The organism is Kibdelosporangium persicum (assembly GCF_013280595.1).
Taxonomy (GTDB): Bacteria; Actinomycetota; Actinomycetes; order Mycobacteriales; family Pseudonocardiaceae; genus Kibdelosporangium; species Kibdelosporangium persicum.
Map to the genome: position 1 here is coordinate 63,385 of NZ_JAAATY010000041.1, position 17,437 is coordinate 80,821.

General features: G+C 67.5%; 12 protein-coding genes. 2 read left to right on the forward strand and 10 right to left on the reverse strand.

Translation table 11 applies throughout. From position 1 onward, the window contains the following. Positions 1-115 precede the first annotated feature (115 nt). A complete protein-coding gene (locus tag GC106_RS41825; protein ID WP_173141739.1) occupies positions 116-1,024 on the reverse strand; it encodes a LysR family transcriptional regulator in 909 nt (302 codons plus the stop codon). A 152-nt stretch (positions 1,025-1,176) separates the two neighbouring features. Here GC106_RS41825 and GC106_RS41830 point away from each other — a divergent pair, with 152 nt between their 5' ends. Next, positions 1,177-1,620: a tautomerase family protein gene (locus GC106_RS41830; protein ID WP_173141740.1), complete on the forward strand. Its 444-nt coding sequence runs from the start codon at positions 1,177-1,179 to the stop codon at positions 1,618-1,620. A gap of 362 nt (positions 1,621-1,982) precedes the next feature. Here the strand turns inward: GC106_RS41830 and GC106_RS41835 are convergent, their stop codons facing one another. From GC106_RS41835 to GC106_RS41850, 4 genes are all read right to left on the reverse strand, one after another. Continuing rightward, complete coding sequence (locus tag GC106_RS41835; RefSeq protein WP_217281618.1) at positions 1,983-2,309, reverse strand: hypothetical protein; 327 nt, start codon at positions 2,307-2,309, stop codon at positions 1,983-1,985. Between the two features lie 218 nt (positions 2,310-2,527). After that, positions 2,528-4,888: an SGNH/GDSL hydrolase family protein gene (locus GC106_RS48450; protein WP_246368035.1), complete on the reverse strand. Its 2,361-nt coding sequence runs from the start codon at positions 4,886-4,888 to the stop codon at positions 2,528-2,530. A gap of 862 nt (positions 4,889-5,750) precedes the next feature. Continuing rightward, complete coding sequence (locus tag GC106_RS49585; protein WP_173141741.1) at positions 5,751-7,355, reverse strand: alpha/beta hydrolase; 1,605 nt, start codon at positions 7,353-7,355, stop codon at positions 5,751-5,753. Positions 7,356-7,367: 12 nt separating this feature from the next. Then, entirely contained in the window at positions 7,368-7,622 is a 255-nt protein-coding gene (locus GC106_RS41850; protein ID WP_173141742.1) for a hypothetical protein, read from the reverse strand. Between the two features lie 196 nt (positions 7,623-7,818). On the opposite strand from GC106_RS41850, the gene GC106_RS49830 reads away from it, so the two are divergent. Further along, positions 7,819-8,355 carry a helix-turn-helix domain-containing protein gene (locus GC106_RS49830; protein ID WP_376777819.1) on the forward strand — a complete coding sequence of 179 codons (537 nt, stop codon included), beginning with the start codon at positions 7,819-7,821 and terminating at the stop codon, positions 8,353-8,355. Here the strand turns inward: GC106_RS49830 and GC106_RS41860 are convergent. The 5 genes from GC106_RS41860 to GC106_RS41880 all read right to left on the reverse strand — a co-directional run. Continuing rightward, positions 8,327-9,565: a TIGR02679 family protein gene (locus GC106_RS41860; protein ID WP_173141743.1), complete on the reverse strand. Its 1,239-nt coding sequence runs from the start codon at positions 9,563-9,565 to the stop codon at positions 8,327-8,329. The two genes, GC106_RS49830 and GC106_RS41860, sit on opposite strands and share 29 nt — an antisense overlap. Continuing rightward, positions 9,562-13,590 carry a TIGR02680 family protein gene (locus GC106_RS41865; RefSeq protein ID WP_173141744.1) on the reverse strand — a complete coding sequence of 1,343 codons (4,029 nt, stop codon included), beginning with the start codon at positions 13,588-13,590 and terminating at the stop codon, positions 9,562-9,564. The genes GC106_RS41860 and GC106_RS41865 overlap by 4 nt, the downstream gene beginning before the upstream one ends. Continuing rightward, positions 13,587-14,771, reverse strand: a complete 1,185-nt coding sequence (locus GC106_RS41870; RefSeq protein WP_312873315.1) for a TIGR02678 family protein — start codon at positions 14,769-14,771, stop codon at positions 13,587-13,589. The genes GC106_RS41865 and GC106_RS41870 overlap by 4 nt, the downstream gene beginning before the upstream one ends. Next, positions 14,768-16,312, reverse strand: a complete 1,545-nt coding sequence (locus GC106_RS41875) for a TIGR02677 family protein (RefSeq protein ID WP_173141745.1) — start codon at positions 16,310-16,312, stop codon at positions 14,768-14,770. Before GC106_RS41875 ends, GC106_RS41870 begins: the two co-directional genes overlap by 4 nt. A gap of 646 nt (positions 16,313-16,958) precedes the next feature. Beyond that, on the reverse strand, positions 16,959-17,437 hold a 479-nt coding region (locus GC106_RS41880), incomplete at its 5' end, for an amidase family protein (RefSeq protein WP_217281620.1).

The window sequence follows — 17,437 nt, forward strand, 5'->3', positions numbered from 1 at the left end:
CTGGTTCGCCCTGATATCACCCGTTGAACCGCCCCGGGTGTCGATCCGCCCGGGGCGCCGTACCGGTCACCGGCACAAGCTCACCGCACGGGCGATTGGATCAGTGGCGGGCGGGTTATTCGGCGAGGTCGGCCGCTTGTTGGCGGAGGGCGCGGACGACGGCGTCCGTGGACGCCGTGGTCTGGCCGGGCAGGCGAACCAGGCTGACACGGCGTCGTTCGTCAGGGACGTCATCGATGGTGACGAGGCGGACCCGGGGCGGGATCACGGACAGCAGTGTCGAGGGCACGGTGGTGATTCCGGCTCCGGCCGCGACCAGGTGCAGTTTGGTCATCCAGTCGCGGGTGGTGTGGTGGACGCGAGGCCGTCCGGGCAGACCCGGCCAGACGCCCAGCAGGGGCTCGTCGATCCCGGTCGGACTGGCGATCCACGTCTCGTCGGCGACGAACTCGGCGGTGACGCTGGTGCGGCCGGCGAACCGGCCGTCGGCCGGTACCGCCAGGACCAAGCGGTCGTCCAGCAACGGCTCCACACGCAGGGGTGGATCGTCGGTGTCCGGTGAACGGTGCGGTGGCCGGGAGGACAGCAGGGCGACGTCGAGCGTGCCGGTCCGCAGTGCCCTGACCAGTGACGGGGTGGTTCCCTCCCGGGTGGTGACCTGGATGCGGGGGCGTTCCTGGCGCAGGGTTGCCAGTGCGCGGGCCACGATCACCGCTCCGGCCGTGGGGAAGAAGCCGAGCCGGACACGGCTGGTGTCGTCCTGCGTACCGCGCAGTTCCCGGTCGGCGGCGTCCAACGCGTCCAGCGCGGTGACGGCGTGGCGCAGCAGAGCGTGTCCGGCGGTGGTCAGCCGCACACCGCCGGGATGGCGGTCGAACAGCCGGACGCCGGTGACCTGCTCCAGCGTCGCGATCTGCCGGGAGACGGCCGACTGCGTGCAGCCCACCGCTTCCGCCGCGGCCGTGAAGGTGCCCCGCTCGGCCACCTCGCGCAGGACCCGCAACCCGGCCAGCGTGAAGTCCATGAGAAAAGAGCATAGCCAGTATGCCGGGCATTCGTTGGTGGAATCCCGCTCGGGCTTCTAACGTCGGGCGTGAACGGGCAACCCGTCAAGGAAGCCGTGAGACCGGCCGTCACAGCACGACACCACCGCACAACGCGCCAGAAGGAACGACCATGCCTCTGATCAACGTCTACCTGCGCCAGGGAACCACCCCCGAGCACCGCCGCCTCGTCTCCGAGGCCATCCACAAGTCCATGGTGGACGTCCTGAACATCCCCCATGACGACCAGTTCCACGTCTTCCACGAGGTCACGCCCGACAACTTCGTCATTCAACCGGTCGTGTTCGGCCTGCGGCGCAGCGAGCGCACCATGTTCGTCCAACTGGCGTTCAACCAGCGCCCACCGGAGCAGAAGAACGACCTGTTCCGGGCGATCGTGGCCAACCTGCGGCTGTTCGCCGACGTCCCCGAGGAGGACATCATGCTGGTGGTCTTCGAAACAGCCCGCGAGAACTGGTGGGCCGCCGGCCGCGTCGTCAACCCCGACACGGGCTACGACGAACGCATGACCGAAGTTCCCACCAGAACCGCAAGCCGACCCCAGAACCCCTCGTGAGTGTTTATCAGGGTTAGAACACCCATAAACACTCACGAGGGTAGGCGGTTGACGACGATGTCGTGCAGTTCCCTGGCCAGCTCCTGGCGCCCGAAGGTACGTCTGAGCCTTCTTCGACCTGCACTTGCTCGCCAAGCCGCAGCCACTGCTGGACGGGCCGTCGGCGCGGTATCCGGAGGTCAGGTTCTGAGCGTCGAAAGCGAAGACTGTTCGTAGGACATCAGTGGCTGACCGGCCGTCAGAGAACGAGGTTGAGCACGATGGTGAGCGCGACGGAAATGAGGATCGAGAGGGCGATCATCATCAGACAGCCGAGACGGCCGCCCAGTGGCCTGATTTTCACCGGACTGCGCCCGCCGGGATCAGCGGTCGTCGGCGGATGACCGGCTGCCCGCCTTGGCGATGCCCCGGCTGATCATGTAACCGATGGCCAGGAACGTGATGTACCGGAGTGCCTGTTCCGCGTTGAAGGGGTCACCGCCGGTCTCGGCGCTGCCGTCCACGACCAGTGCCGTGATCACGACAGCGGCGACACTCGCGAGGAAGACGAAGAACTCGGTGGTTTTGAAAGAGGGCTTGGTCTCGGCGCCTGTCCGGTGGCTGGTCGTGACCTCAGTGGCGGGTCCAGTGGGCAGACGGCCATGGTGGGATCCGGAAACTCCGGAAGTGTGGCCCGCGGCGCTGGTCATGGCTCTTCCTTCCGTCTGATGTGGAAACATCCTCGGAGCACAGATACCCAGGGGCCCGGCCACCAAACGGCTCATTGCGACAGTCGCGTCAGGACGGTCGCCCGGTTGTCGTCACTCGATCAGGTGAAAGGGCAAGGGGGCGAGCTCGTCTGCCACAACGAGAAGCCGGCCGGAGTTCGCACGCGTACCGCGCGAACTCCGGCCGGCTTGCGTGATCCCTACAGCACGCGCAGGTCGATGGCATAGGCCATCGCGCGGTAACCGGCGTCGGACGGGTGCAGGTGGTCACCCGAGTCGTACTCCGGCCTGATCCGTTGCGGGTCGGCCGGATCGCGGAGCGCCGCGTCGAAGTCGACGACCGCGTCGAACACGCCGCTGGTGCGGATGAACTGGTTCACCGCCTGACGCACGCTCTCCCGCTCGTCGTTGTAGGCACGCCAACCCTTCCACGGCGTGATGGTCCCGCCGATGACACGCAGGCCCTGGGCGTGTGCCTCCGCGACGATCATCCGCATCGCGTTGGCGATGGCGACCGGGTCCGGATGGGCGAGGTTGCCGATGTCGTTGATGCCCTCCAGGAAGATCACCGTTCGTGCGCCGGTCGTCGTGACCATGTCGCGGGAGAGCCGGGCGAACACGTTGGCGCCGCCGATGCCGCCCGCCGCGGCGCTGTTCAGGATCCGGTTGCCGCTGATGCCGCTGTTGACCACGCTCAGCCGGGCCGGCCCCGGTCGCGCGGCCAGCCGGTCGGCGAGGACGTCCGGCCAGCGCACGTTCGCGTTGACCGTCGAGCGGTCGCCGTCGGTGATGGAGTCGCCGAAGGCCACCACCGCGCCACGGGCCTTCCGGGACTGGACCTCGACGCCCGTCACGTAGTACCACGCGCCGATCTGTTGCGTATAAGCGCTTCCTGACTCGTCTGCCGCATGGTCGCCGGTCGGCGTGAGAAACGATGTCTGGTACGAGCGCGGGTGTTCGGTGACCGAGCCGGACGGCTGCGGCGTGAACACGGAGACGAGCAGGTCGCCGTCCGCGGGCACGTCCAGCCGGGCCGGGTCGCTCAGAACCTCGGCGCCGACGGGGATCGTGATGTCCGGCGCACCGCCGAAAGTCAGCTGCCGCATCGTGCCGGGGACCGCGTCCGGCGCGTCGGGCTTCGCCGCCACGGCGACCGTGACCTTGCTCATCAGCACCGGCGCTGATCCGTACACATTGGACAGGCGGACGCGTGCTGTTCCGCCGCCCACGGAGGTGTGCACGACGTTGCGGATCGAGGTGTTCGCCAGTCCTCGGTCGGTGTTCGGCGCGGGGCGGGCCATGGCCGTCTGCCACGTGCTGATCCAGTCGTCGCCGTCGGAACGCGCCAGGAGACGGTCCAGGTCCACCGCCTGCGCCATCGCCTGGTAGCCGGCGTCCTTCGGATGTAGGTGGTCGCCAGAGTCATACTCCGCCTTGAGCCACAACGGGTTCGCGGGATCGCGGACGGCCGCGTCGAAGTCGACGACCGCGTCGAACACACCGCTCGTGCGGATGAACTGGTTGACGGCCGCGCGCACGCCTTCCAGCTCGTCGGTGTAGTTGCCGGAACCGCCGAACGGGGTGAGTGTGCCGCCGATGATCCGCAACCCGCGTGCCTGGACCTGCGCGGCCACCTGTCGCAGCGCGGCGATGATCTTCGAGGGCTCGCGGTGTTGCGGCTGGCCGCCGATGTCGTTGATGCCGAGCAACACGATCACCGACCTCGCGCCGGGCACCGTCAGCACGTCCCTGTCCAGCCTCGACAGTGCGTTGGGGTTCCACGTGCTGTTGAGCAACCGGTTCGAGCTGATGCCCGCGTTGACCACGCCGAGCGTCGTCGGGCCGGGTGCGGCGATCAACCGGTCCGCCAGGTAGTCCGGCCACCGATGGCTGGCGTCGCGCGTCGAGTTGTTGCCGTCGGTGATCGAGTCGCCGAGCGTGACCACCGTGCCCTGCGCGCGGCCCAGTACGTCGACCCTGCTGACGTACGGCCAGAAGGTGACCTTCTCGGTGAACGCGGCGCCCGCGTCCTCGTTCGAATGGTCACCGCTCGTGCTGAGGTAGGAGGTCTGATTGGCGACCTGGTGGTACGTGACGGGGCCGGACGCCTGCGGGGTGTAGACACTGACCAGCAGGTCGCCATCTTCGGGCACCGCAAGAGAAACCGGGTCGCTCAGCACCTCGCCACCGGGTGGGATGGTGACCGACGGCGCGCCGCCGAACGTCAGCGGTCGCATCGTGCCGGCGACCGCGTCCGGCGCGCCGGGGCCCTTGGCGACAGCGATCGTCGCGTTCATCTGCACCGGCGCGGTGCCCAGCACGTTGGTCAGCTCGACCCGTGCCTGCGCGCCGCCGACGCTCGTGTGCACCACGTTGCGGATCGTCCGGTCCACGTAGCCAGTGGCGAGGTTCGGGACCGTGCCCGTCGCCGACGCCCCCCACGTGCCGACCCAGTCTCCGTGTGCGGGCGACGGGCTCGCGCCGGACACTCCAACCGGGGACACCACACCGAACGCCACCGCCACACAGGCCACCAACGCCGCTCTGCGGAGGTAGGACATGGGACCTCCCATGATTGTGATCAGGTGCGGACGAGTGCACCGGCGAGCCCCTGCTCCGGTCAAGGATTGTCCAGTTTTCTGTCCAGTCGGTTGTCCCCGCCCGTGGCCTCTCCAGTGACCTGATCACGTCACCAAGCGGCCCGAGCACACAGCGCCGGAACTCCCGTTCGCCGGAACGGTCGGCGCTGCACAACCGCTGCCGATGCCGTTGAGCCCATCCCAACCTTGACCAGCCGGATCGCCGAGCACGTCACCACAGTGCTGATTGCTCGGATCGTCCTTGTGGTCAATGGTGATTTCGTGCGGGCAGCTGGTTAATTCCGTTGATCAAGGCTTGGGGCCAGGTGTGCCGTTCGGCCATACGCACGGGGAGGTTGCGCCAAGCGATAGGCTGCCTTGCGCGCTTTCTTGAACATACATTCTGAAGCCGTCGCTCCTGTTTTCGACGTGTACGTAGTTCGATTTTGGGCGTTCGTCGTTCAGGACGGCGAAATTGTGTTCGGACCACCACTTCATCAGCGTGTCGATTACTGCTGGGTTGTTTTCCCGGGGGATGTCTCGAAGCCAGTGGCTTCTGTTCGCCAGTACGCGACCACCCGGACCACGATCTGTCGGGTCCGAACAGTCGCCGGCCTCCTCGTGTCCGAGTGGCTCTAGTCGCGGAGCGGGTGACAGTGCCGACACCGCGTCGCGTACATACTGTTCGACACGGTTGTTCGCTTCCTGCTGAGTGATGGTGTTCACGGGTTGCTTGCCTCCGTCACTGTCACACGACGTCAAGACCAGGACCAGCATCACCACAACGAGGGCTAGACCGCTGCCCGGATGCGTTCGACGTTGTTTCATTCGGTAGGCCTCATCGTTAGCTGGCAGGCTGCCCGACGATAATGCGTCCGATGTTGGCGAGCGACCGATTCCCTGGATCCCAGTACGCGCTGTGAGCGGCTGCGCTGCCGAGCGGCCAGCTTGAAGTTCCTGGGTCGGAGGCGAATGGTTTTCCGCCAAAACGCGGATCGGCTGGGTCCGGCCCGTGAGGGTCCAGGCTTCTTTCGGTCGGATCGTCGTAACTGTGCGGGTTGTTGGTTATGTGGATGGCGTCGTGCTCGGCGACGGTCGCATGCACTTGGTCAGGCGGTAGATGAAGCTCTTCGATCTTGTCGACGCCAACTCCGGGGCTGCCGACGAATATCACGCCGTCGACGTCCAGTCGCTCGTACCGAGCGGTGTGCCCGACAACCGTCGATCCGTAGCTATGGCCCAGGACCACGTTGTGAGACGGAGGACCTTCATGCGTCGCACGTAGTCCGTCCTGGAATCGGTCCAGATCTTTCTTGGCGCCGTCGGCGTACTTCTCTGACCAAGCGTCCCAGATGGGGTGTTGCGGCGCGTCGTACCCGACCCAGGCGATGACCGACGTCGATGTTGCGTCGTCGGCTGCCTTCGCCGCGTTGACCATCCTGTCGGCCCGCGCCATCTCGCCTTCTACCTGCTCTAGTCGTGCGCCTGTGCCAGGTACGTAGGTGCACAGGTTCCCAGCGGTGTCCGGGTTACCCATGGCGATGATCGCCCGGCCAGTACCGTTCGTGTCGACACTCAGAAGGAACGCTTGTTGATGCTTGCCGTCCACCTTCCCCAACCGCTCTTCGATCTTCTCGATACCTCTCAGTTTCGCGTCAATGTCCGCCAGCCGGTCATTATCACGACCGATCCGACGATCACCGAGACTCCGCAGGCGCTCCTGTTCGGCGAGCAGTTGGGCCTTCAATTCGGTCAACCGAGTGCGATTGGCGCGGTCGCGAGCAGTGGCGGGTACGCCGTCCAACGCGCCGATCTCGCTGGCGTGCGTGTACAGCAGCGATTCCTGTTGCATCGGTGTCAACGAGTCCCACCACTTTTTCACCTCGGCCGGCGCGGTGGAACGCGGCGGGATCGCGGTCGCGGCCGCGGCGACCGTTGCCTGATCGGGGCCGGCGAAGCCGGCCGCTTCCGGCCGCAGGCTCCGTAGCGCGTAGGCCGCCTCGGCGTCTGCCCGCCGCGCTCGTTCGAGTTGGGCCGCCATCGCGTCTTCAAGCCGCCGGGCATCGGGTTCGAGGTTGGCCATCGGCGCGGGCGGCGGGCCCGGCGTCACGACCTTGCCCGCAGGGTCGAAAGCCCACCCCTGTGAGCGGGCCTCATCGACCAATCTGTTCACCTCGGCCTGCACGCCACCCAGTTGGCGTGCCGCGTCACTCAATACCGGCGGGATGTTCGCGATCGTGGCGGAAACATCCTGGTACTGCTTGCGGTGCCCAGCGAAGGTGGCCTTGGCCGCGTCGGCTGAGGCACCGGTCCACCCGTCGAGTTTCATCAGCTTCTGGTCAAGATCGTTCGCCCGGGTCGTCAGCGCGTCGGCCAGGGTCTTCCAGTTGCGGGCTTCCTCTGTGTAGGCGTTGAGGTCCAGCCGCATGACGTCGTCGTAGGTGACCACGATTCCCCCGGCTCAGTTCGGAAAGCGGCGGACGTTGCGCTGCTCGGCCGACGCGTACGCCTCCGCCGAGAGCGACAAGGTGTCTGCGGCCACCGCTAGCTTCGTGGTCATCGTGTGCAGCACCTGCTGCCACGCCGACTCGATCTCCGCATGGGCCCGCGGACTGTCGAAGACGTGCGGAGCGCCGTTCAACGCGTCCTGCGCTCCACCTAACTTGCGTGCGTCGTGATGCGCCTCGTCGGCGACATCCACGATCTCGTCCGCCACCGACCGTAAATCCTCCGGTCTGACGCGCACATGATCCGCTGGTCCAGGCATGCCCACCCCCGTAGCCTGTTACTCACCGTGAACCAGCACTCACGATAGGGCGTACAGCGTCAACGTGAAATCGAACAGCGACACCTCTACTCATTCGGGCTAGGGTTGTGACCGGGTTGGTCCGCCTGGGTGTCGCTCAGCGGTGATGGCATGCGGGTGCGCGGGGGTGCTGGTGGCCGAACCGGTGAGAATCCGCAGGCTGACGGATCAGGAAGGGCAGCGGCTGCAGCTGATCGTGCGTCGAGGCTGCGATCTACCACGCACTGGTGTGTCCTATGTGCCGCACCGGCTCGGGTGGAGTCCGCAGGTGCCGGTGCCTCGGGCCGCCGAGCACGATGCCGAGGCGGTTGCCACCTGGGCGAAGGGAACCTGGCCCGAGGTGGAACAACCGTGCGGGAGCAGGACGCGTGGCTCGTCTTCGAAAAGGTCGCACTCAACCGTCTGTTGTTCGGCCTGGCCGACCTCGCCTGCTAACGACAGAACGGTGGAGGTTGAACACTGCACCGAAGCGGCGAGTACCGAACTGGTCCGGATCTCACCCTGCCAACGCCCGATCCACGCTGGTGGCGATCTTGGCGGACAGTTGTCGCCCTGTGCGGGCAGCACCTCACCCGCCGCAGGCCGATCCGCTGGATTTTCACGATCGCCCGTGGTCACCGCCGATCTGCGCGTAAGTCGTTGATCAGGGCGGGCAGGACCAGTTCTTCCTCTACTCGTACCCCGCGCTGTTCCAACGCTGAACGCAGGCCACGATCCCAGCTGGCGTCGACCGGCCGTCCAGTCAGCTCACCGCCGGTCGCTTCCGCGGCCTGATACGCGGCGGTGTCGAACCGCCATGGCTGCCACGGGAACCGCTCACGCAAGGTGTTGCCGATCCGTACCCCGCCCCAATCGAAGTCCCCGTGATAGCTCAATCGGGCCCCGCCGGCCACGAGCATGTCCAGCAGCCGCCAGACCGCGGTCGAAGGTTGCCCGTTCACGCACACCAGCGGCGGACAGGCCGGGCCGAGCTCGTCGGCTGCCGACGCGAGCACGATGGGGTTCTCGCACATCCAGACCCGGCCGTCGCCGACCCCAAGATCCACGTCATCGCGCACCAGTTGGCGCAACGTCAGCACACACGGTTCGCCGGCTTCGCGTGTCAGGGCCAGCATCTTCCCGGTTGTGGTTTGAGCGCCACCCGGAAGCCCGAGGCACATCACAGACGACGACAACTCATCGAGGTGAACGCCCACGGCCGCCCATGCGGCGCGTCGTTCGGCTGCGGAACCGGCACCGCTCGGTAGTGAACCGGCGAGAACTCGTGCTGCCGACAGCACAAGGGTCGTCAACGGCCGCCCTTCGTCCAGACCGTGTGCGTCGCGGGTCGTCTTCGCGGCCAGCCGGCCGAGTGCGACGCCATCGGAGGGCAACTCGTCAAGAACCTTGACCACGGACGTGATCAGCGTCGACGCTGTGCCGGGATCGGGAGCCAGCCTGCGCACCATGCCGGTGGCGTCGAGCCATGTTCGCCAAGTGGCCAGGCCGGGGCGTCGCGCAACCAGTTCGTCCAATGGCGCGTACACCGCCGCCCATGCCGCGATCTCCGCCGCGCGTTCCGGCACGGTGCCGATCAGCAGCCGCACGACATCGGCAAGTCCGTCCGGTGCGGCGCCGCTGCGGCGCAACACGGCGTCCAGTTCGTCGAGGGACAGCGTCAACGAAGTGCCGGTGCCTGCCCGCCTGCCGAGCAGGCGTTCGACGGCACGCCGCTGGTCATGGGTGGCCGAAGTGAGAGTGACAACGCCACTCAGCGGCTTTCCGTTCACCAGACGTCGGCGCATGCGGTCGAGTAGCCATGCCGTGTCCTCGCGGTCAAGCAGCCTACGCAGGCGGTCACGGTCGGCTGTCATGGAACGGCGACCGGCCGATCCAGCTGCACGCGTTCCCGTCCGTCCCATCGCCACGGAGTTACCAGCACGGCGTCGATCCCGTCCCGCCGCGCGAGTTGGGCGATGGCCAGCCCTGGCACCTGCGGGTAGCAACCCCATTCGCGTTCACTGGTCATCACGACGTCGAGGTCGAACGCGGCCAGCAGGCCGAGGCACTTCGCGCGCGAGTCGTCGTCGACACCGGCGAACGCCTCGTCGAGGGCGACCAGCCGTGGCGCGTGCGGGTTAGCCGACGAGGAGTAGAACGACGAGGCCGCGGCGAACAACGGAACCGACGCGGCCAGCACCCGCTCGCCACCGGACGCAGGGCCAGTGGCAGGCCGCCACTGGCCGTCCTGGTAGCGCTGGATAGCGAACTCGTGCCAGGACCGGTAGTCCAGTGCGCGGGTCAGCTGCTCCACCCAGCCGCCGGCGAGATCCTCGGCATGCTCGCGGTTGATCTGCTCCTGCAGGAACGCGCCGACCGTCGCGCGGTCGGCCAGGCTCCACGCGTCGGCGGTCTGCCGCAGCAGCCGATCCCTCACCTGGGCAAGCCCGTCAGGCGCGGTGCGGGCGGTGCGCCACTGCAGTCTCAGGCGCATGCCAGTCGACGTCGGCCGTTCCTCCAGGTCGGCGTTGATTGCCCGGACCTGGCTCTCGGCGTTGCTGATCAGCTCCTGCAGCGTGCCCGCCACCTCGTTGATCAGGTGGTTCTCCAGGATCTCGCGTTCCTTGGCCGACAGCAGCGTCGCCCGTTGCCCGGTCTCCGCCTCCAGCGCCGCGACCAGCGTGGGGATGTCCTGAGAACGCCCTTGGAACAGCACATCGACGACGATGATCCCGTCTCGTACGGTCATGCCGACCGAATGACCGTGCGTGGACAGCGCGTCGGTGAGCAGCTTGTGTTCGGTTGAGACGCGCTGCTGGATGAGCTCCCACGGCCGGTCCGCGTCGTCGACGCCGTCCAGTGCCGCGTTGATGGAACGCGCGAGTGCGACCGCCGGATTGGGCGCCCATTCTGTTGCGGGATCAGGGAAATCCAGTTCCGGAAGGGCGGTCGTCAGCAGTCCGGTCGCCGCGAAGGCGCGCATCTCGGCAATGGCCTGATCGCGTTCGGCGACGGCGATCGAGATCGACTCGCGGAGTGTCTCGCGGCGGCCTTCTGCCTTGCCGCGCTCCACCAGTGCGCGCTGCTCCGCGGAACGCGCCTCTTGCTCGCGCTCCTGACGCTCGTCGAGTTCGGCGGCGACCGCGTCCAGCTTCCGGTACAGCTCCTCGACACCCGCGCCCGCTGTCTCCACCAGGACCCGGTGACGTTCGGTCGCGACCTCTGCTTCGGTACGGGCGGAGGTCGCGGCCTCATGCGCCTGCTCGCGGTGTTCCACGGCGGTCAGCAGTTCCTGTTCCGCATCAGCCAGATTCGTCCGCGCCCGGTCCAACGCCCTTGCCGCAGGCCAAAGCGCGGCAAGCGCCACCCGGTAGTCGCCGATCGCGGCCCGGACAACGGCAAGTTCGTCCGGGTCGGTCGGCAGGCCGACATCACCGGCGAACTCGGTCGCCCTGCCGCGAGCCTCGTCGGCCTCCTCGGTCCGTTTGCCGACGATGACGGCGGCTTCGTCCAGCCGCACGTCAACACGGCGTTTCGCCTCGTGCTCAGCCGAGAGCTTGACGTGTGCTTCACGCAGGTCGTCGTCGTTCGGCTGTCGCTGGTGCTCGGCGGCGAGGGCATCCCGGTCGGCCCGTAATCCCGTTGCGGCGTCAGCCAGTTCGGCAAGGCGCCGGTCCAGCAGCGTCAACTCTCCGCGCAGTCGCCGGATGCGGGCCCGGCGTGCGGCCTCGCGTGCACCCTCTCCGATGTAACCGGCCGATTCCTTGTGCCAGGCCCCGTTCAGCACGCCGACGGCGAACCTGCCGTCGACCGTGACCCAGGTTCCCGCCCCTTGTCCCAGACCGATGGCCCGCAACACCGAGGTGACCGCGGCATCGGTGAGCACGGCGGCCAACGGGTCGGCCCGGTCGACGGCTGGAGCAAGCACGGCTGTGAGCCCGCCCGCCGGTGCGGCGTCACCGGGCACGACGATGACGTCACCGGTGACCGTGCTGCGCAACTCGCCGTCCGGGGTGACCCAGGCGTCCAGGATTCCCGCGGCCTCCAACGCCGCTTCCAGGCCGGCGCGGTGCTCGTCGCTCACTCCCGCGACGAAGTCGACGACCTTCCACAGTGGAGCACCGGGGCGGCCGTCTCGTGCCTCTTCGTCACGCGTATAAGGCTTTGGCGGTGCGTCATGCCCGCCCGCTTCCAGTCGTTCGATCTCGTCGACGACGGCTTCCCGTGCGGCACGGACCGTGCCTTGCTCGGCTTCGATCGCGGCCTGCCTGCGCCCGAGTTCGGCGGTTGCCCGCATGACTGCGTCGTCCACCGCCGATTCCGCGGGGTTGGCGCCGTCGAGCGTCTCCACCCATGCGTCCAGCCCGGCAAGCAGACTGTCTACATCGGACACGCGGAATCGTGTCACGCTTTCCAGATAAGCACTGTAAGCAGCGACAAGCGCGGCACCGCGTTCGGCGGTCGCCATGTCGGCCGCCGCGATCCGATCGGCGGCGGCCTGCTGCTCGGCGGTGATCCGATCCACGTCGTCGCGGGCCGAACGCAGGGCTGCCTCAGCCCGCGCCGCCGCACCGAGCAGCTGCTGCAAGCGCTCGGCCGCCTTGGTCTGGCGCTCGACCAGTGCGGCACCGGCCCGTTCCTCGGCATCCGCGACGACAGCTGCGTGACCGTCGGCGACGCGCGCGGCCTCAGCGGCATTCTTCGCCGTGCTGTTGGCTCTTTCGAAGGCTTCCTCGTCGGTGGCGACGACTTGGCGGGCTCGCGTCACCTGTTCTTCCCGGCGCCGCGCGGTGTCGACAGCCGACGTGTACTCGAGTTCCCTGGATTTCGCGAACTTGCCCAGCCTTTCGGCGTCCGCACCGGCTTTCTCGAGCGCCTCCGCGTCCCGCATCTCGGGGCTGTCCTGCAGCGCGGCCCGCCGCGCCTCCAGGTGGGTTTTCGCGTCGGCCAACTCGTCGAGCAGTCGCTGTGCCTCTTCGAGTGCTTGCGTGGCAGTGTCATAGGCGGCGTCGGCATCGCCCAGGTCACGCCCCAGCTGTTCATAACGGCTGTGGGTTTGCCGTGGCGGAGCCGCGCGGCGTTTGGCCGCGATACGGGCGTAGCGCCGATAGTGGGTGAGGAACGCTTCCGCGGCCGACTTCGCCTCGGCGAGGCCGCGCAACGCTTCGCGTTCCTCGTCCAGGCCGCGAAACGCCTCCGCCACGGTCGTGATCAGTGCCGGATCGAGCGGCGGGAGCGCCTCGGTGAGCGCGCGGGAAAGCAGCTTCTCGTCCGGCTTCTTGGACAACTGTGGCTGCCGTAGCTGGATCAGCAGGTTGACGAGCGCCTCGTAGCGATGCGTTCCGAGCCCGAACAGTGCCTCGTCCACGGCACGCCGGTACTCCGACGCCGTGTCGTACACCATCCCGTGCCCGTCGACGGAATCCTTGAGCTTCTCCCTGGTCAGCGCCACCCTGGTCGGGCCGACGAGTGACAGCTCATGGCCGACCCGCTGGCTGGTGACGAAGAACCAGTGCCGCGCGATTCCGCGCCCGGCAACGGCTTTCAGGCCGCAGCCGATCGTGCGGTACTCGGCGCGACCGTCGGGCAGGACACGGCCGAACTCCAGCCACGTGTAGCCGAGACGCTCGTTGTGCGGATGCTTTCCGCCGAGCAACAGGTTCCACTCCATGCGCTTGTTGCGGTCGCCGTCCGGTTCGACCCGGTGTGCCGACAGTTCGCCGTCGAGCAGGAACGGCAGGGTCAGCGCGAGCACTTTGGACTTGCCGGTCCCGTTGTTGCCGCGCAACAACAACCGGCCGTCGTGGAAATGAAACTCCTCGACGTCGTAGTAGAAGAGGTCGACGAGGCCGGCGCGCAGCGGCTGCCAGCGGTCACGGTGCGGGACCGGCGCGGTCACTTCCTCGCCCCTTCCCGGATCGTGGGTGCTTCCAGCTTGTACCGGCCGATCGCCGGGCGGGCGAGCACCGTTTCCCCTGCCGAATCCTCCACAAGTCGCAGGGCTCGCAGCTTGTTCAACGCGATGGCGAGCAGTTCGACGTCCGCTCCCTGCTCGGTGACGCCGCGCCGCCAGTAGGACTTGTGCTCCTGAGCCATCTTCCTGACATGCGCGCGTAGCTTCTCAAGTGGCACAGGGCCGTTTTGGTTCGCCAGGTATTCAGCGACGAGCAAGGTGACGTGGCCGTCGGTGCGCTGCTCCGGCATCCGCACGTCGGTCAGTTCGTCGTCCGGGTCGACCATCGCGATGCCCTCGGCACGCATCTCGGCGACCAGGCCAGTGGCGTCCTCGATCCGCCGGATGATCGCATGTCGTTGCCCCACAAGGTACCCGCGCTCGTCGTCGGTCAACTCGTCGTAGTAGACCACCGGATCGTCGAGCAGCCGGCGGGTGAGCCGGTGACGCAGTGCACGGTTACGCAGGTCGTCGGTGTCAGCGACCGCTTCATGAGTCAGTTCTTCAAGCCTGCTTTCGAAATCGCCGGCAACGATGGTCGACGGGCCACGGCTTCCGGTCAGCATCGCGGCCAGTACCCGTCGCTGCACGTCGTACAGCACATCACCGTTGTCGCTCAGATAGGCATCCTCGTCACCGGCGACTCGTTCAAGTACTCCCCACGTGAGCAGCAGGCGTACCGCGGCGACCAGGTCCGAGCGCTCGTCGCGACGGCTGAGCGTGAATGACACACCGGCGTCCACAAGTTCCGGTTCACCCGCCGCGGCCAGCACACCTTCAGCGAGGCGGCCCAGCGTGATCTGCGCGTCGGCGCGTTCCAGCACAGCCAGCGCCAGGCACAGCAAGACGTACCTGCGCCGCCCGAACGGCGGCTTGCCCTTGCCGTCGCGAGCCGGATGGGTGTCGTCGGCCAAGGTCGGAGCGGTCTTGAACAGCCGCGCGGATTCCGCGCCGACAACGAGCCGCCAGCCGGTCTCGGTGGCCAGCCAGTTCCGCAGGTCCGACGCATGCCGCCGAACCAGCCGCAGGACTTCGTCGTCGGCTTCCGCGGTCAACAACGGCTTGGCTAGCAATGCTCGCATGGCCTTCCGCTGTTGGACGACGCTCTCCTCGGCGAGCGCGTTCACGCGATCGCCTCTACCCGGCTGCTTGCCACGAGATCCACTATCTCGATCACATGCTCCGGTCCGCGGAGCACTCCGTCCTCGGTCTCGATTCGCACTGTGCCGCCACCACGGACAACGCTCATCCGAACTTCCATGGTCCCGTCGCTCGTGGTCGTCCGGACTTCGGCGTCACCCGGTGAGCGGGCCGACAGCGCGTCGCCGAGCAAGCCGAGGAAGAGCCGGAACGCCCGGGTGTCCAGCCTGCCGAGCTGGGACAGCCGGATCGGCCCAGGAGTCGCCAGCCGTTCGCGTGCCTCGGCGACCTGCTCCGATTCCTTCGCGGCTTGTTCGGCGAGAATCCGCCGTTGCTCAGCGCGGTCGACGACCCGGTTGGGTTGGCCGCGTCGCTCGTAGGACCCCGTCCGGCGCAACTGCGGGCTGATCCGTATCCCGGGTGCGAGCCGCCACGGCGTGCTCGGCGCGGGCTGTTCTTCGTCCCATGCCGCAACGGTTTCCTGATTCAGGCTGAGATGCCGGGCGGAGTTGAGCCCGAAAGCCGCCCGCCACAGCCGATGCGCCGCGGCGTCGTCCGGCGCCTCGGCGAACCACCTCGCCAGTGTCCGGAAGTCCGCCGAGCGGTCGGACCTGCCAGAGCGGCGCTCGTTGAGCGCGGCGACCGTATCGATGAGCTGGGTGATCGCCGTAACGGCCGCGCCGCGCAGCAGCCGGGCCTGCGAGAGATGGCGGGAATCGGCCGATACGAACCAGTCGTGCAACCCGCGCCACCGGTTCCGCCACGCATCCAAGCATGCCTCAATGGCATTCTCACGAGCGTCCGGCGCGGCATCGGCCGCCTCACGCCTGGCGGCGACCATGAGCAACCGGTCCACATCGGCCTGCTCGATCCGGCCAAGAAGAGTGGCGATCTCCGCGCCCCGGTTGGCGAGGTCGGCGATGAACTTGTTGACGTAGTCGATCAACCGCTGCTTGTAGGCGATGAACGCCTCCACGTCACCATCGGCGAAGTCGATCACCCGCCGCAGCGAGGCCATGAACGCCTGCGCGTTGTCCGCCAGACCAGTGAACCGCTCGGCGAGCGCGAGCAGGAGAAGGTGCAGCTTGGCCGGATCGGGATCGTCTGTTCCCGCTGTCTCCGCCAGCGCCCGCAACTGCCCGGCGATGTCCTCCAACGCCACCGACTGCAAGGAACCCCGGCGGCCCAGCGCCTCGTCGTACACCGCGAGCGCTTCCTCAGCCGCCTGACCAACTGCTGTGAGTTGATACAGGTAACGGGCCCGATGGAAGTCCGCGACGCTGGTCACCCGGCTCGTGTCCGGATCAGCCCGCAGATTCCCCCATGCGACAAGCTGTTCCAGCGCGCCCGCGATCGCCTCGACATCGCCGTGCCGCCCCAGTTCCGTGGCGATGTCCTCGGGCCGCATGTGCACGATGAACCGGTCTCTCGCCCGCGCGAACGTCAGCAGCACATCCCGGTACAGCGTCGCGTTCTTGGCACTCAAGTGCGCGAACGGCTGCGGTTCCGTGCTCTGTTCGGCGGTCACCGCCCGATTATCGCGCGGCTCCCACAGCCCAACACGCAGACCCGCCGGGGCAGGCCAACAGCGACCCTTCGTGCAGCCCCGACGCCACAGGATGCGCAAGCAACAACGCCACGAGCCTGGATCAAGCCGGGCGCAACCATCACCGTCAGGACCTACGCAAAACGTTACGGTGTCGACCAGTCCTCGGGTGAGGGCCACTGGCAGAACCGCTCCAGATCGCACCCGCACCACGTGTCATGTCACGTGCGCTTCCTGTCACAGCGCCAACAAGCGTTTCCGCTGATCAAACAGGGTTCCCCGGCGGGAGTACCCAAGGATGGGAACAGGGCTGACCAGCGGATTCGTACCGGCAGCCTGGTAGTCTCGGCGCAATTCGCGCTGTGACGTGTCGCAGACCGGCGTGCCGGGGGCGGCCGGTGAGAAGGTTCCGGGACCGCATGACGGGCCAGGTCATCACTGGTGGCTTGGTTCGCCGTGCCCCGAACATCCGCTACTGCCGAATTGCGGATGTCCATTGAACGCTGAGGTCGTTCTTCGCGGTTACCGGTTTTCGCGTCTGTGGCGCGCTTCTCGTTCCCCTTTGGTCAAGACACGGCTGGGAGACATCGGTCTGGGATGGGCGGGCTGGCCAGCCGGGACGGGCACATCAGGGCTGGAGTGGCGGGCGACGGTCGCGGACCGGGCTGACCAATTCGAGTCGTTCGGCCAGTGCGAGGAGGTCGTGGTCGGCCCACCAGGTGCCGACGAGCTGAACGCCGATGGGCAGGCCGCGCGCGGTCGTCCCGAACGGCAGCGAGACGGCGGGCAGGCCGGTGAGGTTGAAGGGCACCGTCGCCCGCATGACGTTGCGGGCCGGTACTTTCTGCCCGCCGACAACGTAGCTGGATCGCGCATGCGGCGGCGCCGGGATCGTCACGACCGGGCAGACGAGCACGTCGTAGTCCTGGAACCAGCCCGCGAACACCGACCTCAGCTGTTCCACCTCGCGCTCGGCGGCGAGGTAGTCGGCGATCGTGACGTCGGGGGCCTGGAGCGTCCGCGCGATCACCGGGTGCAACTCCGCCTCCCGGCCGGCTGTGATGCCGCGCAGGTAGGGCAGCATCTCGGCGGTGAACAGCGTCGCGG